This is a genomic window from Brevibacillus sp. SIMBA_040 (assembly GCF_046535075.1).
GTDB lineage: Bacteria > Bacillota > Bacilli > Brevibacillales > Brevibacillaceae > Brevibacillus.
In genome coordinates this window covers 52348-71701 of sequence record NZ_JAWRXI010000018.1, presented here as the reverse complement: position 1 = coordinate 71701, position 19354 = coordinate 52348, and the positions used below count along the sequence as shown (strand labels likewise).

At 48.6% G+C, this 19354-nt stretch carries 24 protein-coding genes and 1 other annotated feature; of the genes, 2 read left to right on the top strand and 22 right to left on the bottom strand.

Features of this window, described 5'->3' with window-relative positions:
- Positions 1-166: 166 nt before the first annotated feature.
- The 7 genes from SB752_RS25015 to metG all read right to left on the bottom strand — a co-directional run bounded on the left by SB752_RS25015 (position 167) and on the right by metG (position 6883).
- Complete coding sequence (locus tag SB752_RS25015; RefSeq protein WP_410718207.1) at positions 167-349, bottom strand: small, acid-soluble spore protein, alpha/beta type; 183 nt, start codon at positions 347-349, stop codon at positions 167-169.
- A gap of 162 nt (positions 350-511) precedes the next feature.
- Complete coding sequence (veg, locus tag SB752_RS25010; RefSeq protein WP_005830485.1) at positions 512-784, bottom strand: biofilm formation stimulator Veg; 273 nt, start codon at positions 782-784, stop codon at positions 512-514.
- Positions 785-993: 209 nt separating this feature from the next.
- A complete protein-coding gene (gene rsmA, locus SB752_RS25005) occupies positions 994-1893 on the bottom strand; it encodes a 16S rRNA (adenine(1518)-N(6)/adenine(1519)-N(6))-dimethyltransferase RsmA (RefSeq protein WP_410718206.1) in 900 nt (299 codons plus the stop codon).
- A gap of 3 nt (positions 1894-1896) precedes the next feature.
- The gene (gene rnmV, locus SB752_RS25000; RefSeq protein WP_410718252.1) at positions 1897-2445 is read right to left on the bottom strand and encodes a ribonuclease M5; all 549 of its coding nucleotides are present in this window, start codon (positions 2443-2445) and stop codon (positions 1897-1899) included.
- Positions 2446-2612: 167 nt separating this feature from the next.
- Complete coding sequence (locus tag SB752_RS24995; RefSeq protein WP_410718205.1) at positions 2613-3707, bottom strand: resuscitation-promoting factor; 1095 nt, start codon at positions 3705-3707, stop codon at positions 2613-2615.
- A 347-nt stretch (positions 3708-4054) separates the two neighbouring features.
- Entirely contained in the window at positions 4055-4825 is a 771-nt protein-coding gene (locus SB752_RS24990) for a TatD family hydrolase (protein WP_410718204.1), read from the bottom strand.
- A gap of 27 nt (positions 4826-4852) precedes the next feature.
- Positions 4853-6883: a methionine--tRNA ligase gene (gene metG / locus SB752_RS24985; protein WP_410718203.1), complete on the bottom strand. Its 2031-nt coding sequence runs from the start codon at positions 6881-6883 to the stop codon at positions 4853-4855.
- Between the two features lie 56 nt (positions 6884-6939).
- Positions 6940-7193, bottom strand: a binding site (T-box leader).
- A 445-nt stretch (positions 7194-7638) separates the two neighbouring features.
- Between metG and SB752_RS24980 the strand changes: the two genes are divergently transcribed.
- A complete protein-coding gene (locus SB752_RS24980; protein WP_049742869.1) occupies positions 7639-7890 on the top strand; it encodes an AbrB/MazE/SpoVT family DNA-binding domain-containing protein in 252 nt (83 codons plus the stop codon).
- 148 nt (positions 7891-8038) lie between these two features.
- On the opposite strand, the gene rsmI is transcribed toward SB752_RS24980, so the two are convergent.
- The 12 genes from rsmI to SB752_RS24920 all read right to left on the bottom strand — a co-directional run bounded on the left by rsmI (position 8039) and on the right by SB752_RS24920 (position 16927).
- Positions 8039-8926 carry a 16S rRNA (cytidine(1402)-2'-O)-methyltransferase gene (gene rsmI / locus SB752_RS24975; RefSeq protein WP_410718202.1) on the bottom strand — a complete coding sequence of 296 codons (888 nt, stop codon included), beginning with the start codon at positions 8924-8926 and terminating at the stop codon, positions 8039-8041.
- 16 nt (positions 8927-8942) lie between these two features.
- On the bottom strand, positions 8943-9305 hold the full coding sequence (locus tag SB752_RS24970; protein ID WP_410718201.1) for a GIY-YIG nuclease family protein: 363 nt from the start codon (positions 9303-9305) through the stop codon (positions 8943-8945).
- Positions 9241-10008 (bottom strand): tRNA1(Val) (adenine(37)-N6)-methyltransferase, encoded by a 768-nt coding sequence (locus tag SB752_RS24965; protein ID WP_410718200.1) that lies wholly within the window; start codon positions 10006-10008, stop codon positions 9241-9243. The genes SB752_RS24970 and SB752_RS24965 overlap by 65 nt, the downstream gene beginning before the upstream one ends.
- Positions 10009-10095: 87 nt before the next feature.
- Entirely contained in the window at positions 10096-10467 is a 372-nt protein-coding gene (yabA, locus tag SB752_RS24960) for a DNA replication initiation control protein YabA (protein ID WP_410718199.1), read from the bottom strand.
- A gap of 28 nt (positions 10468-10495) precedes the next feature.
- Complete coding sequence (locus SB752_RS24955; RefSeq protein WP_410718198.1) at positions 10496-11311, bottom strand: PSP1 domain-containing protein; 816 nt, start codon at positions 11309-11311, stop codon at positions 10496-10498.
- 3 nt (positions 11312-11314) lie between these two features.
- The gene (gene holB / locus SB752_RS24950; RefSeq protein WP_410718197.1) at positions 11315-12295 is read right to left on the bottom strand and encodes a DNA polymerase III subunit delta'; all 981 of its coding nucleotides are present in this window, start codon (positions 12293-12295) and stop codon (positions 11315-11317) included.
- 15 nt (positions 12296-12310) lie between these two features.
- Positions 12311-12757 carry a YaaR family protein gene (locus SB752_RS24945; RefSeq protein ID WP_410718196.1) on the bottom strand — a complete coding sequence of 149 codons (447 nt, stop codon included), beginning with the start codon at positions 12755-12757 and terminating at the stop codon, positions 12311-12313.
- 105 nt (positions 12758-12862) lie between these two features.
- Positions 12863-13192 (bottom strand): cyclic-di-AMP receptor, encoded by a 330-nt coding sequence (locus tag SB752_RS24940; protein WP_007719896.1) that lies wholly within the window; start codon positions 13190-13192, stop codon positions 12863-12865.
- 165 nt (positions 13193-13357) lie between these two features.
- A complete protein-coding gene (tmk, locus tag SB752_RS24935) occupies positions 13358-13999 on the bottom strand; it encodes a dTMP kinase (RefSeq protein ID WP_410718195.1) in 642 nt (213 codons plus the stop codon).
- A gap of 59 nt (positions 14000-14058) precedes the next feature.
- Positions 14059-15531, bottom strand: coding sequence for an aminotransferase class I/II-fold pyridoxal phosphate-dependent enzyme (locus tag SB752_RS24930; protein WP_410718194.1), 1473 nt, complete (start codon positions 15529-15531; stop codon positions 14059-14061).
- A gap of 145 nt (positions 15532-15676) precedes the next feature.
- On the bottom strand, positions 15677-15859 hold the full coding sequence (locus SB752_RS24925) for a sigma factor G inhibitor Gin (protein ID WP_049742915.1): 183 nt from the start codon (positions 15857-15859) through the stop codon (positions 15677-15679).
- A gap of 60 nt (positions 15860-15919) precedes the next feature.
- Positions 15920-16927 carry a hypothetical protein gene (locus tag SB752_RS24920; protein WP_410718193.1) on the bottom strand — a complete coding sequence of 336 codons (1008 nt, stop codon included), beginning with the start codon at positions 16925-16927 and terminating at the stop codon, positions 15920-15922.
- A 305-nt stretch (positions 16928-17232) separates the two neighbouring features.
- On the opposite strand from SB752_RS24920, the gene SB752_RS24915 reads away from it, so the two are divergent.
- A complete protein-coding gene (locus tag SB752_RS24915; protein ID WP_410718192.1) occupies positions 17233-17760 on the top strand; it encodes a hypothetical protein in 528 nt (175 codons plus the stop codon).
- A 22-nt stretch (positions 17761-17782) separates the two neighbouring features.
- Here the strand turns inward: SB752_RS24915 and SB752_RS24910 are convergent, their stop codons facing one another.
- Genes SB752_RS24910 through SB752_RS24900 form a run of 3 tightly spaced genes read right to left on the bottom strand, consistent with a single transcriptional unit; the run spans position 17783 to position 19281 of the window.
- The gene (locus SB752_RS24910; protein ID WP_103109833.1) at positions 17783-18049 is read right to left on the bottom strand and encodes a pro-sigmaK processing inhibitor BofA family protein; all 267 of its coding nucleotides are present in this window, start codon (positions 18047-18049) and stop codon (positions 17783-17785) included.
- A gap of 11 nt (positions 18050-18060) precedes the next feature.
- Entirely contained in the window at positions 18061-18291 is a 231-nt protein-coding gene (locus SB752_RS24905; protein WP_103109834.1) for a DUF2508 family protein, read from the bottom strand.
- A gap of 15 nt (positions 18292-18306) precedes the next feature.
- On the bottom strand, positions 18307-19281 hold the full coding sequence (locus SB752_RS24900; RefSeq protein ID WP_410718191.1) for a CPBP family intramembrane glutamic endopeptidase: 975 nt from the start codon (positions 19279-19281) through the stop codon (positions 18307-18309).
- Positions 19282-19354: the final 73 nt, after the last annotated feature.

Below are 19354 nucleotides of genomic sequence, written 5' to 3'. Positions count from 1 at the left end.
ACCGTAGCATGCTTTTGGCCCTCGTCATCCCATCCCGGGCACGCTATGTATCAAGCAAAAAGACCAGGGAATCCCCTGGCCTTGTCAACGAGTTTGTATGGTATACGAAAAGCGCCTCGACCCTCTTGCGAAACCTACAACTGCGACTACTCGGACAATCAGCCCGTTATAGCTTTTTGGCAGCTAGCGCTTCCTGAGCCATCTGCACAGCCCGTTTTACCATGTTGCCAGCGTCACGCGTCGTGATGGCACCCCAGCCCTCGGCTTTCACCTTATCGTAAAACCCAAGATCCTTGGCTAGCTCCATTTTGAACTCCTCTGACATCATGCTGCCTCGTCTGCGACCCATGATAGCCTCCCTTCTCGTTGACAAGTTTAGTTTGTCCCACAGAGGCTTTTTCATTGACCACTACGCCATAGATTTGGCGGGGCGTGGTTGCATGCACTTATACTGAAGCAGAATATTATCTGCTTCTACTCCGAAAAATAAAACAGTAGAACCCAAAGGGCTCTACTGTTGTACAAATGTAATGCGGATGTGCTCGTTCTCCCGGCACACCGTCAACTCTACTGTTTCCGTCAAGATGTCAGCATAGCTGTAAGAGACCCGCTCAAAGAGTTGATCATCATCTAGCTTTACCACAAACACAGATGGGTATGTTTCCTCGAGGATGCCACTTCGTTCGACAGTTTTTCGGCGGCCACCGTTAGCTTTCAACAGGATGCGCTCACCAATGTGCCCGTCTAAACTGCGTTTAATGTCAAGTAATGCGTTTCTTGCCATTGTTCCATCCACCTCGCTTAAATCTATTATAACAGCACATGCTTATTTTGTCAAAGAAATAAAAAATTATAGCAATCCAGCCGATATTTTGTCAACGGGGTTTTTTTCATGAAATACGTAGATTTTTGTCACTAATATCGTCACTAAATGCTGAATACATAAAAAAACCCCATTTTTGGCGTAATTAGCCCAAAAACGGGGAGGCATTTTCATTTTTTGCTGATCAAACCGCGCCGTAAACCTTCGTTTGCAAGGCGAGAAAATTCCTCAATACTAAGTGTCTCCCCTCGACGAGTCGGATCGATTCCGATGTCAGCGAGCATCTGTATTACTTCATCCTTTTGTGTTTTTAGAAACAGACCATTCATCAGGTTGTTCAACAGTGTTTTGCGACGCTGAGCGAACGAGCTACGCACAACTCGGAAGAAAACGTCTTGATCATCCACCTCGACGGGAGGACGGTCTCTCACCTTTAGACGAATCACCGCTGAATCTACATTTGGACGCGGTATAAAAACACTTGCAGGCACGATCATAGCTACTTCTGTTTCCGCATAGAATTGTGCCGCTACGGAAAGAGAGCCGTAATCCTTCGTACCTGGCTTGGCTGCAATCCGCTCCGCTACTTCTTTCTGAATCATCACGACGATATTTTCTAGCGGGAGACGCTCTTCCAAGAGCTTCATCAGGATCGGCGTCGTCACGTAGTAAGGTAAATTGGCTACTACGCTAAGCTTGTCTACGCCTGTCATTTTTTCCTCTATCAAGGACTTCAGGTCCAGCTCCAGCACGTCTCCATGCACAACCTCGATATTTTCATAGGGAGACAGCGTATCCTCCAGAATAGGCAAAAGACGTTGATCGATCTCAATCGCCATAACCTTACCTGCCACGCGTCCCAGCTGCTCTGTGAGCGCACCTATACCCGGACCGATTTCAATTGCTCCCTTTGCTTTGGTCAGATCAGCGGCTGAAACAATATTATGCAGGATATTGGTGTCGACCAGAAAGTTTTGACCAAGACTCTTTTTAAAGGAGAACTCATACTTCTCCAAAATTTCCTTGGTGCGTGTAGGTGTGGCGATATCCTTCCCAGCTAGTTGGGTCATGGCTTACTCCCTCTCTTTGTTAATGGCTTTCATAGCCGCTTCAAATTCATCTCGATTGATCTGGAAAGCGTTTAGTCGCTGCAACATCTGCTTCGCATTCGCGTATCCGATGCCAAGTGCCTCTCCCAGCTTTATACGGCGCTCCTTGGAGTCTGGACCTGACGTCAGTCCGTTTTCGAGCATATCGTCTGCCGTAATCTCTCCTGCCGTTTCTGCCATCTCTGTACGCACTTCTGACAGTGCACGAATGATTACTTCGTCAGAGGCGTTCTCGACCCCGATATCGCCTTTTTTGGTGCCATCCTCCTGTGTGATAAAGGCATGCTTACAACCAGGCACCTGACGGCTAATAATTTTGCGAATGCGCTCCCCCTGATAATCAGGGTCCGTAAAAATGATAACGCCGCGCTTTTGCTGCGCGAGTCTGATTTTCTCGATCGTTCTTGTATGAATGGCAGAGCCGCCCGTCTCAATCGTGTCCGCGTTGACCGCCCTCTTGATTGCAGCGGTGTCGTCTCTTCCCTCTACCACGATGACTTCTTTGATCTTCATCATGTGCTCCCACTTTCGTACAAAAATCCGTATGGTACTAGTGTTCCAAAAAACCAAGCCAAAAGCCCAAAAAGGGTGAAACGTTTTTGGGCCCTGGACCGTCTTACTAGTATTCAGCTTATCATGACTCGATAAAAAACGGAAAGACAGGAGCAATCGCTCCTGTCCTACGGCTTCTGCGGACCTATAATGTAAACGGTTTTGTTGCGCTTGCGGCCAAATTGGACCGCCTCCGATTCTGTGCCAACAAATACGTCAATTTTACCACCACGCATAGCGCCACCCGTATCTTCTGCTCGACGATACCCTACTCCATCAATGTAGACCCACCATCCATATGGAATGACCTTGGGATCTACAGCAATCGTATGACCTGCCTTAGCTTTTACTCCTGTCGCCGTTCGACCATAGCCCGGCGAGCTAGGATGTTTGCCTCCACCTGATGGTGAATAAGCAGTTAGAGTAACACCGGTCAGTACTTTTTTCGGCCTAAACACTTTTCCACCACGAGAGACCATACCTGCTGAAGCGACCAAGACCCGTTGTGATTTATCATCCGTTTGGAGTACTGGGACTGCAGTTCCGACAGCGATCACATGGTCCTTCTTTGGTGCAAGTACGTCTCTTGAAACCAGTTCACGGGAGACCTCAACTCCATCTTCCATGACCAGCTTGTAGTGTGCAATTGCCTTACCTTCTTGCCCGCTTTGTAGCACGCGGGACTTGCCCTTTTCTAAAGAGGGATCGTTCTTGCGTATTTCCTGGAAAGTAACTTTCTCATCCACATCGACCGTCTGCTCCACAACGCGTTTGACGCTGATCGCAGAATCTTTGGTCAACGATGCGGTCAAAGCCGGTTCTACCCGGTCCTTTTCACCCAGCGCAATGCCGCCGTCCTTCAACGCACCAGCTACATCGCGATTGAGTGTCTGTATCACTTTTGTCTGCCCGTCAACCTGGACTGGTATTGACCAGGTTGTATGTAAGGTAATGATTGCTCCGTCTGTTAGCTTCGTCTGAGGTGTCGGTTGAAGGGAATCCTTTTCCGTTACCGTAATGCTTCGCTCGGTTAAGAACTGCTCGACGGTCTTTGCTTTGGTAGCTACCGTCTTGCTTTCTCCGTCCAACGAAAAAGTGACCTGTTTTGGCTGGGTAGCCTGGGCAGAGAAATAGCCAATCATGGGAACCAGCACAAGAGCAAGGCAGCCGAAAAAGACAAGCCCCCGATTCTTATACCTTTCCCAAATTGCGCGTAACTCCATTTCCCACACTCCTTTTCCTAGAAAAGCGCGTTGGCTTTTCCTGTCTAGCCAGGTAAGGGTCGATGTAATTGCACTAATATTCTGGAAGTGGCCGGTACTAATTAAGGTCGGATTTGATTGTATGTTATCTTCCCGGCTTTGTCAAATTCCCCCTACTTTGGCCGAAGCGATAATGGAACCAGACTAGCAAAAAACCAATGGCGAATGGTAGCTGTTTCCTGTCGAGAGCACGTGTCGGATGGACAATAATCGTTCGACACATTGTTCATGGTATGCGTCGATAAAAAGGAGTAGAACAACGACAAAAAAGCGGGAAATCCACGAAAGCCGTGATTTCCCGCTTTTGTTTATTTGCTTAGTCGAAACAAACGCTTGGCATTGTCAGTAGTAATTTGCGCCATTTCCTCGTAAGACAAGCCACGAATGTTCGCCATCTCCTCGCAGACATAGCGGACGTAGCCACTCTCATTTCGCTTGCCACGGAACGGATGCGGCGTGAGATATGGGCAATCCGTTTCTATCAACAGCTTGCCCTGCGGTACTTTGGCCGCTACTTCTTTTGGCTGCTTGGCATTTTTGAAAGTGAGCGGTCCCCCGAACGAAATGTAGAAGTTCATATCAAGTGCAATCTTGGCTGTTTCCCAGCTACCCGAGAAGCAGTGCATGATCCCACCCACATCGGCTGCCTTCTCTTCTTTCAAAATGGTCAAAACGTCCTGATGGGCATCCCGGTTGTGAATAATGATCGGCATGTCGAGCTTGCGCGCCAGACGTATCTGCTTGCGAAATACCTCTGCCTGAACATCCTTCGGCGATGTATCCCAGTAGTAATCAAGGCCCATTTCGCCCAAGCCTACGACTTTTGGATGACGACTCAGCTCCTCGATCCACTCCAGATGCTCATCGGTCATGTCCTTGGCGTCTTGCGGGTGCCAGCCGATGACTGCATATATAAAATCATGGGCTTCTGCCAGCTCCATGCAGGTCGGGATCGTCTCTGCATTAAAACCGATGTTTACAATCGTACTGACGCCATTTTCTTGCGCGCGGGCGATGACTTCTTCCCGATCCTCATCAAATTCCTTTGCATTCAAATGCGCGTGCGTTTCAAATAACACAGCTGGTCCTTCCTTTCCTGCCCCTTTTTACTTCACGATCGCTCCGTTTGGCATGCCCTCGTCTACTGTAGCAAGTGTCAGCTGATCGCCTGCGGACGCTGCCAAAATCATGCCTTGGGACATTTCTCCACGCAGTTTTACCGGCTTGAGGTTGGCTACGAGGATAACCTTTTTGCCTACCATTTCTTCCGGAGTGAAGTACTTGGCAATCCCCGAAACAACCTGACGCTTTTCATAACCGAGGTCAAGCTTAAGAATCAGCAGTTTATCGGCATTTGGATGCTTCGCACATTCTACAACCTGTGCCACACGCAGCTCTACTTTGCCAAAATCGTCGATGCCGATCTCGTCTTTCGCATCTGCCGGCTTTTCCGCTTGGGCTGCTTCGGTTTGGTTTGCAGCCGTTTCACTCACAGCTGGTTCCCCTTTCAACGCGTCCTGCTTTTTCTTGTTTTCCTCTGCCTGACGGCGTGCTTCTGCTGTCGACTCGTCGATGAACGCCAGCTCGGCTTGAACGTCCAGACGCGGGAACAGCAGTTCTTTACGGCTAACAGTGCTTCCAGCTGGCAGTCCACCCCATACGCCTGCAGATTCCCAGCTAGTTGCTTCGGCATTACCCAAAATACCCAATTGGTCCCAAATTTTCGCAGGTGCTTTGGTCATAAACGGCTGAATGAGCACGGAGCTGATCCGGATGCTCTCCACGAGATTATACATAACAGTCGCCAGGCGTCCTTTTGTTTCCTCGGACTTCGCGAGGTTCCACGGCATTGTTTCATCGATGTATTTATTCGTTCTTCCCACCAGCTCCCAGATGTGAGCCAGCGCATTGCTGAAGCGCATTTCTTCCATATGCTCCTCAACCAGTCCTTTGGTTTTCACCGCCAGAGAAATCAGGCTGTCATCCGGCTCGCCAGCGTCCTGGGCAGCAGGAACAACCCCATCGAAGTATTTTTCAATCATGGTAGCGGTACGGCTCAAAAGGTTACCGATGTCATTTGCCAGGTCGTAGTTCAAACGTTGGACAAACGATTCAGGTGTAAAGATGCCATCTTGACCAAAATTGATTTCACGAAGCAGGAAGTAACGAACACCGTCAGAACCATAGCGGTCAATTAACAGCTTCGGATCAATCACATTCCCTTTTGATTTCGACATTTTTCCGTCAGGCATCAAGAGCCAGCCATGACCAAAGATTTGTTTTGGTAGCGGAACATCGAGAGCCATCAACAGAATCGGCCAGTAAATGGTATGGAAGCGCAAAATGTCCTTACCAACCATGTGGACATTGGCTGGCCAGAAGCGACGATATTTGCTGTCGTCATCGGACAAATAACCAAGCGCAGAAATGTAGTTAGTCAAAGCATCGATCCATACATAAATCACATGCTCAGGATCGCTTGGTACTTTAATCCCCCAGTCGAACGTGCTGCGAGATACAGACAAATCCTGCAGACCGGGCCTCAGGAAGTTATTGATCATTTCATTACGGCGGCTCTCTGGCTGGATAAACTCAGGATTCGCCTCGATATGCTGAAGCAATCTGTCCTGATATTTCGACATACGGAAGAAGTAGTTTTTCTCCTTTACTTTCTTCACTTCGCGCCCGCAATCAGGACAAATGTAGCCTTTGTCAGTCTTACATTGTGTCTCCGTCCAGAATGCCTCGTCCGGTACACAGTAAAAGCCTTCGTACTCGCCTAAATAAATATCTCCCTGGTCGAGCAAACGCTGGAATACCTTTTGTACCACGTCTTTGTGGCGAGGCTGTGTCGTACGAATAAAATCGTCATAAGAAATATCGAGCTTATTCCACAAGTCCTTGATCCAATCGACGACAGGATCAATAAATTCCAGTGGCTGCTTGCCATCCTCGGCTGCACGCTCCTGGAGCTTTTGACCATGCTCATCTGTTCCTGTCAGGTAGTAAACATCATAGCCCTGCAGACGTTTGAAGCGAGCCATCGCGTCACATGCAATCGTGGTGTAGGCATTCCCAATGTGCAGCTTGTTGCTTGGATAATAAATCGGTGTGGTAATGTAATAAGTCGGTTTCATTGCAACATAACTCCTCCAATTTACGTTTTAAAAAAAGGAAAAGCCCACCCCAAATAAATTGGGGCGAGCTCTATCTCGCGGTACCACCCAAAAGCTCCATTCCCTCACGGAAAATGGACTTGGTGAGTCAAAAGTGACTCGACCCGTAACGTGGGCATACGCTGTAGACTACTGCGAACAGTCAGGCCGTCGCTCATTCATCTACAGGACTCAGGGTCCATGTTCAGCATGCTCGCTTATACCGGTTTTCAGCTAGCCCGGCTCTCTGGAATAAGGAGTATCCGCTTACTCTTCCCATCATGGTCGTTTGTTATAGAAATGCCTCATTTATCCTCTATTGTACACGACCGCTATATTTTGTAAACATCCTCCTTGCGCCTTTTTACGGATAAGGAAAAATTGCGTATTCGACAAAAGATGATGACAAAAAAAGGACATAACGGGAAAATAAGTTTTATTTGTCGAACCACCTCTATATAATTCGACATAATACGACTTATATTTCGGGCTATAATCCCAGTAAATTTTATCCATAAGAATTTCCATATTGTTGAAGTTGATCGAATAAACGTTGGTATATCAATCTTTTCATTTTCAAAAAACACTTTTCTTTTCAAAGAATTGTCAAAATGATGTTGACACCTTTGGGAATCGCTGGTATGATGATCCCAACAGAAAATGTCGAATATTGACGATTAACAATATACGCGTACCAATAGGATCGACATATCCACAATTTAGGAGGAGAAATCATTATGATGAAATCAACAGGTATTGTTCGTAAAGTGGACGAGTTGGGCCGTGTAGTTATTCCAATCGAATTGCGCCGTACACTGGGCATCGCTGAAAAAGACGCTTTGGAAATCTACGTAGATGGCGAGCGCATTATCTTGAAAAAGTACGAGCCTGCATGCATCTTCTGTGGTAACGCTGATCGAGTATCTCATTTTAAAGGTAAAATTGTTTGCCAAGACTGTCTGACTGAAATGCCAGTTGTAAAACGCTAATTTTAGTCTTTACATATACCAAAGCCTTCGAAGGTGGACAAGCCCTTTGAAGGCTTTTTTGTATGAGAAAAACGCTGCAACATCGTGACTTTGGGACAAATTTACTCGCAAAGCATTCACAAAAAAAGCTGACCCAATTTGGTCAGCTCTACTCATCATCAGGATGACGGTGGTATTCATTATATATATCCCGCTTCGCAACGTTGCGATCATCAGCAGCCTGCTTGATTGCTTCCTTTTTTGTCATGCCTTGTGTACAGTAATGATCGACATGCTCTACAACACTGAGAGCAGCCCACCACAAAGCTTCCTCAGGGTCATCTTCCAAAGGCCCTGTGTACCCTTCTACTATCAAACAAAACTCGCCTCGCGCTTCACCCTCTTGCAGCCATCCGATCAGCTCGTCCAGCGTTCCACGGACAAACTCTTCGTAGCGCTTGGTAAGCTCTCTCGCCAAAACAGCGCGGCGATTTCCCCACGCTTCCCGAATCGCGGTCAACGTCTTTTCAATACGATGCGGTGCTTCATAAAAAATCAAAGTCTCCGGATACCTTTTGAGTCGTTCCAGCTCCACACGTCGCTCCTTGTTTTCGCGTCCTATGAACCCGCAAAATACAAAACGCTCTGTCGGCAAGCCTGATGCGATCAGCGCAGTCAAAGCTGCATTGGCTCCTGGAACCGGGATTACCGGATAGCCTGCCTCTGTTGCATCACGTACTAGCTCGGCTCCAGGGTCAGATATAGCAGGCAAGCCTGCGTCACTTACCAAGGCAATTTTTTTACCCTCTGCGAGCCATTGCAAAAGGCCGCTGCCACTCGCTTCCTTATTATGCTCGTGATAGCTCACGGTTCGTTTTTCAATTTGAAAATGATTGAGCAGCTTTCTCGTCTGGCGCGTATCTTCACAAGCAATGACATCGACAGCTCGCAGTGTTTCCAGACAGCGGACTGTGATATCCTCCAGATTTCCAATAGGTGTTGCCACCAGATAAAGGACACCTGTTTCTTCAGCAGCAAAACTTCGTTGCACATTCATCGTGAGTCCCTCCCTCCTACTGTGGCATCGAATTCTTCGACACTATTTGACTGGCTTCATTCAGTCGATCATGCAAAGTGGCAATCAAGTCTTCCTTTTTTGGGCGGGGCAGTCGTTTGATTGCTTCCTCCCGCTTCAATCCCCAGGAGCGATCTGTCCCTTCTTCCCAATAAAGCAGTTCTACCGGCCCACGTCCACGTGTGTATTTCGCACCCTTGCCCTCGTTGTGCATACGAATGCGCCTCAACAGCTCGGTAGTGTAGCCGGTGTACAGGCTGCTGTCTGCACAGGACAGAATGTAGACAAAATGACTTTTATAGGAGGGAATCGCGTCTTCCGAAATAGATTTCTTGTAGTTCTTCACAGTATTCCTCTCCATTTTCGTAGACAATCAACGGCGAACCAATTCTGAGCTCTGGCCTGCCGCCCCTCATCCCCTCAATGAGGACCATGTTTGGTTCCGCTTCTCTGCGCGGATATACGAGCCGCATCCGCTTGGGCTCGATCCCGTATTGGCGCATCAATGAAATGATATCGATCAAGCGAGTAGAACGATGGACCATCGCCAGCTTGCCACCGTTTTTCAGCAGCTGACTGCCTACCCGGATTACGTCCTCAAGCGAAAGCATGATTTCGTGTCGCGCAATGGCGAAGTGCTCGCTGATGTTTTTTTCTCCGCTAGTTGCTGGCATATACGGCGGATTGCACGTAATCAAATCAAACTCGCCATGCCCAAAACGCGATACCGCATCTTTTACATCACCGTGGTGCATCGTAATTCGCTCTTCCAGCCCATTTAGCACTACATTACGGCTCGCCATGCTAAACAGCCGTTCCTGGATTTCAATTCCTTCAAATTTTGCCTCGGGAGTACGTGTCGTCATTATTAACGGAATCGCACCATTGCCCGTGCAAAAATCCAGGATTCGTCCTCTTTTCGGTACGGAAGCGAAGCGCGCCAGCAGTACGGCATCCATCGAAAAGCAAAATACTTCATGGCTTTGAATAATTTTCAGCTCGTGTGTCAATAAATCATCGATGCGCTCTGATTCAAAAAGCGGCACGCCTGTGACAGGTTCCATTCGCTTTTTCCTACTCCTTTAGATTTTGCGTCTCTTTGAAAAAGCGACCTGACACGTGGCCCAGGTCGCTTTTCCTTACACACCGTTTTATTTTTGAGGGCCTCCGCTCAGGAACGAGAGACAGAAGAGGCAATCTCCTTCTTTACGTAAGCTTCCGAAATGCACATTGCAGATGTGGAATCCTTCTGCGTACAGACGAGCCAGATTGTCATATCCTTCTCCGACTACGGCCTTCTTGGCTTTCTCCTTCGCAACAGGGCTTGTTCCCTTTTGTTTTGTTTGGGGCCCTGTCTTCTTTCTTTCCAGTCGGTTGCGAAGGTGCTGGTTTTCAACGAGTAATTGGGCATTTTCCTCCATCAAAACGACGATGACGTCTTTCAACTCACCAATCTCTTTATACAGGTCCCCAATACGTTCTTCAATGCTCGCCATTTTGACGAAGATTTCCCGTTTGTCCACTAGCTCACCTCTCCCCTACCCCCACTGCTTATTCAAAAGTGGGGAGCCCTATCGCAATCTCATCAAGTCCAAACTCTGTGACCCGTTTGTCGATCGAAAGCTCTACTTGGACGGATTGGTCCAGTATGTTAACAGACACAACGCGTCCATTCCCCATCGGGGTGGTCACCATTTTTCCAACATCAGGCATTTCGTCGCGCGTGCTTTCATAGTTGTCGTTCTCGTATTTTAAACAGCACATCAACCGGCCACACAGACCAGAGATTTTGGCTGGATTCAACGAAAGGTTTTGGTCCTTGGCCATTTTGATCGATACAGGCTCAAAATCACCGAGGAACGTCGAACAGCAAAGCAATCGACCACATGGACCGATGCCGCCGAGCATTTTTGCTTCATCGCGTACACCGATCTGGCGCAGCTCGATCCGCGTGCGGAATACGGAAGCCAAGTCTTTAACCAGCTCACGGAAATCAACTCTTCCATCAGCAGTAAAATAAAAAATGATCTTGTTGCGGTCAAACGTGTATTCCACATCGACCAGCTTCATATCGAGCTTGTGTTCCTTGATCTTCGTCTGACATACTGCAAATGCGTTCTTGGCAGCCTGCTTATTCTCGTCAACCTGCTTGGCATCGCGGTCATCTGCCATCCGAATCACTTTTTTCAGCGGCAAGACCACATCGGAATCTGCCACTTCTTTTTTGCCAATGACGACCTTCCCGAACTCGACCCCTCGCGCCGTTTCAACGATTACGGTGCAATCCTTCTCTATCGGCAGTCGGTCAGGGTCGAAATAATATATTTTGCCCGCCTTTTTAAAGCGGACGCCAACAACCTCATACAAGGGTTATCCCTCCTGGATTTGAAGAACCAACCGCTCAAGAGCCAACTGTGCGTTGGCATTTCGCTCTATCCGATTTTTCGTTTCCATGACCAAATCTATCCCATGCAAGAGCTCAGCTTTTGTCCATACCAGTGCTTGTCCTTGCAGCACATCCTGTTGGTCGCTGTTAATGAGATGGGCATGCCTGCCTACTTGCACATACAGGATATCGCGCAGCCAAAGGATGAGCAAATCTAAAAAGAGGGGTAGTTCCTCCTTTATTTTGTCGCTCTTTTGCAACAAATCATGGATGGTAAAGAGCGCAGACGAATTGCGTTGTTTGCACTCATGCACCAATTGTATCACTAGATTTCTTAGCTGTGCAAACGATTCTGATTGGCTGAGCACCTTGGCCTCTTCCACATTTGTCGTAATGTGGGAAGCAACCTGCGCCATTCCTGCCAAAACCCCATCAGCGCGCAGTTCTTTGATGATTGAATCTGCAGAAAGTGGGGGGAATTGTACAATTTGGCATCGGGATAAAATCGTTGGAAGCATCGCGTGACTGTGCTCCGTCAAGAGCAACGCCAGTACACCCGCGGGTGGTTCCTCCAAAAACTTGAGCAGACTGTTGGCAGCCTGGGTCGTCATTTTATCAACGTGCTCGATAATGTATACCTTGTGCTGGGACTCAACGGCCCGCATCGCCATTTCTTTTTGAAGCGCCCTTATTTGATCAATTTTAATCGAAGCGCCATCCGGTGTAATAAACAGCACATCAGGATGATTACCACCCTCGATGCGTCTACATGTAACACAGGCCCCGCAGGCGTCTGCTTCCCTTTCCTTACAAAAAAGGGATTTCGCCAGATGCAGGGCCATCTGCTTCTTTCCCGCGCCTTTGGGACCGGCCAGTAAATAAGCGTGGGCAAGTCGCTCGTTGCGCAAGCTATGGTATAAGAGCTCCGCCGCTCTTGGCTGCTGAGAAAAATGAGTCCATGTCATGATGGTTTACACCTACTAAAAGTACAAATTAATCAGCATGCCGCGAATTTCGCCAATCCGGGCCAACAGATCAATCATCGGTGCCTGTTCACTGAGCAGTTCGTCTGTTAATCTGAGCAGCTCCGCATCCACCTCTTTGACGATCTTGTAGAGCCTGCTGCGCCCACGCCGATTCATTCCACGTCTATCATCCAGGGCAACACCGTATTTGACGGCTTCCTCCATGAACTGCTTGACGAGATTTTTATAAGAATAGAAGTCACGAACGGATCTGGAACGGGCGAGAATCTGCCCCTGCTTATCGATGTCTGAGAGAAGTCGATTCAACCGCTCCTGGGACATACGTTCGTCTTCGCCTTGAATCATCGTGCCAAAATTCATCTTTTCGAGCTGTGGATTTCTTCGAGAATCCGCAGCTTTGATCATGTCCAGCTTCGGTCGTAATCCATCACCGATTTTCAAATCGCCACCTCCGCACCCTGATCCTAAAAGGGATTTGTCCCTGTGAGATCAAGTATATACGAAAGCGGCGAAAAAAGAGAGAAGGAACTATTTATTAATGAGAGGTTAGAACGAGTGGAATTCTCCAACATCCAGTACAAATACGGCTGCTCCGCCCACTTGAACTTCTAATGGGTACGGCATGAACGAATCCACGGCATTACTGAGAGGAGAAACGGGAGTGACCATTTGTTTGCGGGATTTGCAGTTATGTGCAATGATGTCGATTACTTCCGGCACGCTTTCGTCAGACGTACCGATTAAAAAAGTCGTGTTGCCAGCTCGTAAAAAACTGCCTGTACTGGCAAGCTTGGTAGCCCGAAACCCCTTTTTTACAAGTTGTTGAGACAGACGACCACTATCTTTATCCTGGACGACCGCAACTACCATTTTCATCGGCTATCACCCTTTCCGCAGGTAATCATTCCCTTAGAGGTACATGGTTTCTTCATTGTATGTTAAACATCTAGGCATGGTACGATATAATGCCTATCCATATTATACAGCATGTACGTTACAATGCGGTACTGCCAACCTTCATACAAACCGTTCAAACTTGTTTTATAACCGCGCGATTAGTGTAGCCAGAGCATCTTGATACACTTGCTCCATCGGCTGCTCGGCATCAATGACGACAAAACGCTCAGGATCGAGTGCCATCGCTAATTGATAGCCTTCGCGTACCCGTTCATGAAAACGAATGCCCTCCAGGTCGAGCCGATTCACTTCACGACCACGCGCAGCATCGATCCGTGCCAGTCCAGTCGTTGGCTGTACATCGAAAAACAGCGTCAATTCTGGCATGCAATCCCCGACCGCAAAACGATTAATCTCATATACGGCATCGATGCCCAATCCTCTGGCATGTCCCTGATAAGCCAAGCTGCTGTCAATAAACCGATCACAAAGCACCAGCTTTCCAGCCGCCAGTGCCGGGATTACTTTTTCCGCCAAATGCTGACGTCTGGCAGCAGCATACAGGAGCGCTTCTGTTCGTTTGTCCATTTGTGTATGTGCAGGGTTTAAAATAATTTCGCGGATTTGTTCCGCAATATCAATCCCGCCAGGCTCGCGGGTAAGCATGACATCCATGCCGCGAGAAAGCAATTCTTCATACAGCCGCACAATAATCGTTGATTTGCCGGCTCCCTCCCCGCCCTCTACAGTGATAAAACGGCCTTTTTTTCCTGTTGTCACTTCCATGCTCCTTCCACACCTGTTGAAATCAGGCCCTTGCCTTTTTAATCCTCGCTAGAGGTTATTTAACGCAACACTTGTATGGTCTGCAAGCGATCGTCTTGTACACCGTGGAAACGAGTTTGCCCCGAGCGCAGCTCCTGGAGCATCACGAGGCCCTCAGAATCCATCCGTTCACCTGGCACCAGTACAGGAATGCCTGGAGGATACGGAATCACCATCTCCGCTACAATTCGACCTAACGATTGATCCAAAGCAATCGTTTCCTGGGGCATGTCAACAGCCTCGTACATCGGCAAAGCCTGTTCACGCAAATAATGGGAAGACACGACACCTGGCAAAAGCACTCGCTCTTCCCCTGGCTCTACTTGTGGCGACAACGATTCGAGCAGTCGCGCCAATGCTTCTAAGTCACCTACCGTCGTCCCTGAAGAGGCAGCAAGCAGTACATGAGAGTCATCGGACAGCTCAGGAAAAATACCGAAGCGCTCCATGTACTCATGCAGGGCAAATCCGCTCAGCTGTGAGGTGCGCAGATGCAAGAACAGCTTCAATGGATCAAGTGTAGCATACACGCTATTCGACGCTTGCTCTGGCCATTCCAGCCATTTCTGCCTAGCAACCCGCTCACGCAGCTTGTCCAAAAGCGGCAAAAGCCGATCCCATTCAGTTGAAGCTTCCAGCACCAGATGACGCCTGGCCAGATCAAGCGAAGCCATAAGGACGTAGGATGGACTCGATGACTGAATCATGGCCAGGTGGCGATACAACCGTGCCCGATCGATCCGATCCCCTTTTATGTGAAGCATGGAGGACATTGTCATAGCTGTAGCCATCTTGTGTGTAGACTGCACGGCTGCATCTGCTCCAGACTGCATCGCAGACCGAGGAAAAGCGGGATGAAAGCCATAATGTGCGCCATGCGCTTCATCGATTAATAGCGGCACATCAAACCGATGGACGGTCGCAGCCATTTTTGCCAAATCAATGCCCATTCCATAATAGGTAGGATTGGTCAAAAAGACGGCCTTGGCATCCGGATGGGCGTGCAGCGCACGCTCCACGTCTTCCCGCCTGACACCTGCAGCTACTCCTGTCGCCAAATCGACAGCCGGCACCAAAAAGATCGGCGTCGCTCTGGCCATGATAATTCCGTGATAAACAGATTTATGGCAGTTCCTTTGAACAAGTATTTTATCGCCTGGGCGGCATACCGTCATGATCAGCGCTACATTGCCTACTGTGCTGCCCCCGATAAGAAACCGCGTCTCATCTGCGCCAAATGCTTCGGCAGCCAGTCCCTGCGCTTCTGCAATCACGCCAGTAGGTTGATGAAGATCGTCTGTTCCGCTGATCTCTGTCAAATCGAGCTCCAGTATTTCCTGGAACCGATTTTTTGCATGGCTATCAAAGCTATGGCCCATCTTGTGCCCAGGCACATGAAATGGGTGCGGGCGACGCTTGGCGTGCCGTTCTAGCTGTTCATACAAAGGCGCATGCTTTTGTCTCTCTCTAAAATCAGCAGCTTTCTCCACCACGCGCTACTCACGTCCTTATTTCTTAATTTATCCCCACTATTTTAGCACGATTTGGCAAGAGAAAAACCTGATTTCACCAAGCTTTTTCCGCAACGAAAAAAGACACCGGGGATTCATCCGATGCCTTTTTTCACCTGCGCATCTTTTACGCGTCTTTTCGCAACCATATACGCCTCATCTGGTGAATAAAGAACGGGTACTTTTCGTCCTGTACGTCGGTATTTACCATCTCCTGCTCGCATCTCTGACAGATAAACTGCTCACAGATGGCGATTCCGTCGCTGCGTTCCAGTTCACAGACGATACATCGCTGAGCAACCTTTTCCATAGTGTAAACGCCTGCCCTTTTCCTCAATCTACCAATCATTATACCCCATTATAATCAGCATCATTCCCAAACGTTCGTCTTTTCGCCGATAGCTCGGTAACCTTTTAAGTAGGCCTGGGCTTCCTGGATGGGAAAAGTGGCAACAGCATCCACTACAACCGCCTGTCTCATGAGACGGACAAGCTGATACAGTGGTAATTCACCTAGCCTATGACCTATACCCCCAATGACCAGTAAATCCGTGTTTTCAAGCGTTTTTTCCCAATTTATGCAAATTGTCCATTCTGGAAATTTGTTGTTCGGAAATAGCTTGTCCCCCCACCCGTAGAGGAAAACCTCTTTACCGGCCAACCAATCAGCAGGCATCTGGTTCCACAGGGATATCGGCCCCCACAAGGCAACTTTCTGCACGTTCGCTTTTTGCAGGACATGCCTGCACTCTCTCTCAAGCCACTGGCACACTTTTGCATGGTCCGTTCGCTCGGGATACAGCCATTGTTGACCGATTCGCGTGTCCATTCCCAGCGCGCGGGATACCCTTTGCAATGAAATGTGTTGCCCGTCGCATCTCTCGCCCAGCTCGAAATAGAACTGTTCCTTCCACGCCAAATAACGTGGCAATTGATGAATGACTTCATCGACTTCACGCATCTGACATACCATCGACACAAGGTCGTGATGAGCTAGCTGGCGGCAGAGCCGGCGTACCCACACTCCATTCGGATTTCCGCCAAGCAGTACACGCTCTCCACCACAGAAAAAAGCCATACGGACTACTTCCCAGCTTTCTTGGTTCGCATCTGTACGGACGAGTGTATCCGCAAATCCGTGGGGAATATCTTCTCCATAGACAAGCAGCAAGCCCGGTATCTCGAACATTCGAATATCTCTACGTTGTAGAACCGCAGCATGATCCGGGTGGGCTACAAGAAGCCCTTCTGCTTCATCGGGTAACACATCCCCCATTCCCCATGGTTTCAATGCAATTCCGCATGCAGCCAAATCCTCCTGCACATGCGGAGCAACTCTGTTCGCAGACGTGAGAAGCGTCATGATATTGCTGGACAAACGATATCCTCCTCTCTAACGTATCGAGCGATCTCTAGACGCCCGTGCCATTTCATTCCTTTTATCGTACCCATTAACCGCGAACCCATGACCTAATCAGCTTCACCTATGAGCAGTGGCGCAATCAGTTCAGGAATTTACCCCGCTGGATACACCTTGTCTGCAACTGGCTCGGACGCGAGACATGCAAAAAAGCCGTTGGGCGGTGACCAACAGCTTGGTTTTCTATACGTATCCAGCTTCCTCAAGAATGGCCCGGTGTGCGATAATAAAGAAAATGTTTTGGAGGAAGTGAAATAACTTCTATGAGAGAACCCCTGCATCAAACCATATATAGCTACAAGCTGCTCTATCGCTTTCGCTGGAACCCTATCAGTTATTTACTTCAGCTTCTGCTCATCAGTTTGTCCCTCATCGGAATCTCACTTGTTTTACATGTGCCTGTCTTAAAGCTGATCGTCACATTGGCGATTTTTCCCGTTGTCCCGATTTGTCATTTAGTCGTTTTTCGCCTTTTTACAGCGATGCGCGGGCTCAAGTCTCAAACGACTGCCGATATGCTTGTCTCCCCGTGGTGGGGAACCGGATTCCCTCTTCCTGTGCCGATGTCGGTATACCGTGCCAGCGAGAGCGTCGTACTGGCTGGGAGTATTCTCATCTCCGCAGGTGCCTATGTGTGGTTGCCAGAGGAATACGGACTGATGCTGCTAGGTGCGACAGTGATTCTGGCTCTACCCCGCCTGATTGCTTTAATCGCTTCCTATCGTCAGCCAGGTAACAGTCGCGTCAAATATGAGAACCGCGGCGTTGCTTTTTTGCTGACAGATGGATAAGGAGAGCTTTTCTGCATAGAAGCTACATCACCCAGAGCTTGATGACAATCAACGCGGCCAGCCCTGGCAAGCGGAGAAAGCCTGCGAGCAAGGCCGTAACGGGGTTGATCGGGATATGAAAGCTAGCCAATTCTCCGACCAGATTGGTAAAAAACAAAAGAATCGCACCAATCACTAGCTGCATGACCCCAAATCCAAGCCACCGGATTGGACCTGTAACAGATTTGCTTGCGGTTATCAGCAGTAAGATCCCGATAATGATTAGCGCTATGATCCACCCTGTAGACATGAGCTTCCCTCCTAGGCTTGCTTCCGATACCGCTCTCGTTTCGCTTGCGCAAGAAGATACATATAGCGTTTTTCGGTTAGATGCAAATAGTAAATGACATCGTCCAAGCTACTATCCGGCTCACTGATTTCTGCTAGATGGCGGGCATGCTGCCAATTCAAGCGTGCCTGATTCACCGCCACATCCAATTCCTCTGCATCCCAAGCGATCACAACACTCGCCCTCTTCCTCCACCTGCTCACCAGCTCGTTCCCCCTTTAGTTAAAATAGTATAGAACTCCTGTCAGGTTGTTTACTGCATGCAGCAATACTGCCCCCCAAATCGATTGATACCGATGCCGGACAAATCCGAGTCCAAGTCCAATGACAAACAGCGGCACAAACAACGCGATATCAATATGCAATAGCGCGAACCAAAGACTGGTGAGCAAAATACCGAGAATGGCCCCTAAGCGACGTACTAAAAACGTTTGAACTACACCGCGAAACAGGACTTCCTCCGCAATCGGCACCAATATCCCGATAACGACAAACGATGCGATAGACGCGAACCAGTCCGTGTCTTTCGCCTGCAAAATTTCTTTCTCAATCTGTTGCTCCCGTTCGGAAGAGAGAGACAGTCCAAAATAGTCCGCCACCGGATTGGTAATCGCTACGTCTAATACCTTGGAAATGAAAAAAAACAGCACCACTAGCGCGATGATCATCTGTCCAAGCCGAACTGGTCGTGTCAGACCGATTTCTGCCCAACGACCTCGGAACCATAGCGGTATCAACAGCAGGAGAAATAATTGAAACGATGCAGATTCCAACGTCCCCCCAATCGTCCCCTCGGAAAAGAGGGTACCCTCCAGAAAAAATCCGTACAATAGCAGGACTCCGGTTTGAAAGGCATGCATCCAAGCCACAATGTGGATCACATCATTCCCTGACAAATCCCCGTTTTCCCAGAGCCAAGAAGATTGGTTTCTTTCTCTCCACTGGACGATGACAAATCCGATTGTCACGACAAAGCTACAGAACACCACAGCCAAAACGAGGAGCGAAACCCACATCGGCGGCTGGTCTGTTGTAGAAACAATCCATCGACCGTCATTACCCAGCTGAAAACGAATCATGGTAAACTCTGCTGCAAACATAAGCCAATATCCAATAAATAGCATGATCGCCCACGGAGTGGACTTTTGTCGCTGTACCTCTGTTCGCAGCGACAGTCCTGGTCCTGTCAACATCTCCTCACGCTCCTACTCTCACTCTATGTCTCGTCCATTCAAAAAAGTCCGTTTGATTTGTTCCCTTCATTTA

Bases quoted from the DNA above. Each gene is read 5' to 3' on its own strand.
- SB752_RS25015 (WP_410718207.1), bottom strand. From the start codon at position 349: ATGGGTCGCAGACGAGGCAGCATGATGTCAGAGGAGTTCAAAATGGAG.
- veg (WP_005830485.1), bottom strand. From the start codon at position 784: ATGGCAAGAAACGCATTACTTGACATTAAACGCAGTTTAGACGGGCAC.
- rsmA (WP_410718206.1), bottom strand. From the start codon at position 1,893: ATGACCCAACTAGCTGGGAAGGATATCGCCACACCTACACGCACCAAG.
- rnmV (WP_410718252.1), bottom strand. From the start codon at position 2,445: ATGAAGATCAAAGAAGTCATCGTGGTAGAGGGAAGAGACGACACCGCT.
- SB752_RS24995 (WP_410718205.1), bottom strand. From the start codon at position 3,707: ATGGAGTTACGCGCAATTTGGGAAAGGTATAAGAATCGGGGGCTTGTC.
- metG (WP_410718203.1), bottom strand. From the start codon at position 6,883: ATGAAACCGACTTATTACATTACCACACCGATTTATTATCCAAGCAAC.
- SB752_RS24980 (WP_049742869.1), top strand. From the start codon at position 7,639: ATGATGAAATCAACAGGTATTGTTCGTAAAGTGGACGAGTTGGGCCGT.
- rsmI (WP_410718202.1), bottom strand. From the start codon at position 8,926: ATGAATGTGCAACGAAGTTTTGCTGCTGAAGAAACAGGTGTCCTTTAT.
- SB752_RS24970 (WP_410718201.1), bottom strand. From the start codon at position 9,305: ATGGAGAGGAATACTGTGAAGAACTACAAGAAATCTATTTCGGAAGAC.
- SB752_RS24965 (WP_410718200.1), bottom strand. From the start codon at position 10,008: ATGGAACCTGTCACAGGCGTGCCGCTTTTTGAATCAGAGCGCATCGAT.
- holB (WP_410718197.1), bottom strand. From the start codon at position 12,295: ATGACATGGACTCATTTTTCTCAGCAGCCAAGAGCGGCGGAGCTCTTA.
- SB752_RS24940 (WP_007719896.1), bottom strand. From the start codon at position 13,192: ATGAAAATGGTAGTTGCGGTCGTCCAGGATAAAGATAGTGGTCGTCTG.
- tmk (WP_410718195.1), bottom strand. From the start codon at position 13,999: ATGGAAGTGACAACAGGAAAAAAAGGCCGTTTTATCACTGTAGAGGGC.
- SB752_RS24925 (WP_049742915.1), bottom strand. From the start codon at position 15,859: ATGGAAAAGGTTGCTCAGCGATGTATCGTCTGTGAACTGGAACGCAGC.
- SB752_RS24915 (WP_410718192.1), top strand. From the start codon at position 17,233: ATGAGAGAACCCCTGCATCAAACCATATATAGCTACAAGCTGCTCTAT.
- SB752_RS24910 (WP_103109833.1), bottom strand. From the start codon at position 18,049: ATGTCTACAGGGTGGATCATAGCGCTAATCATTATCGGGATCTTACTG.
- SB752_RS24900 (WP_410718191.1), bottom strand. From the start codon at position 19,281: ATGTTGACAGGACCAGGACTGTCGCTGCGAACAGAGGTACAGCGACAA.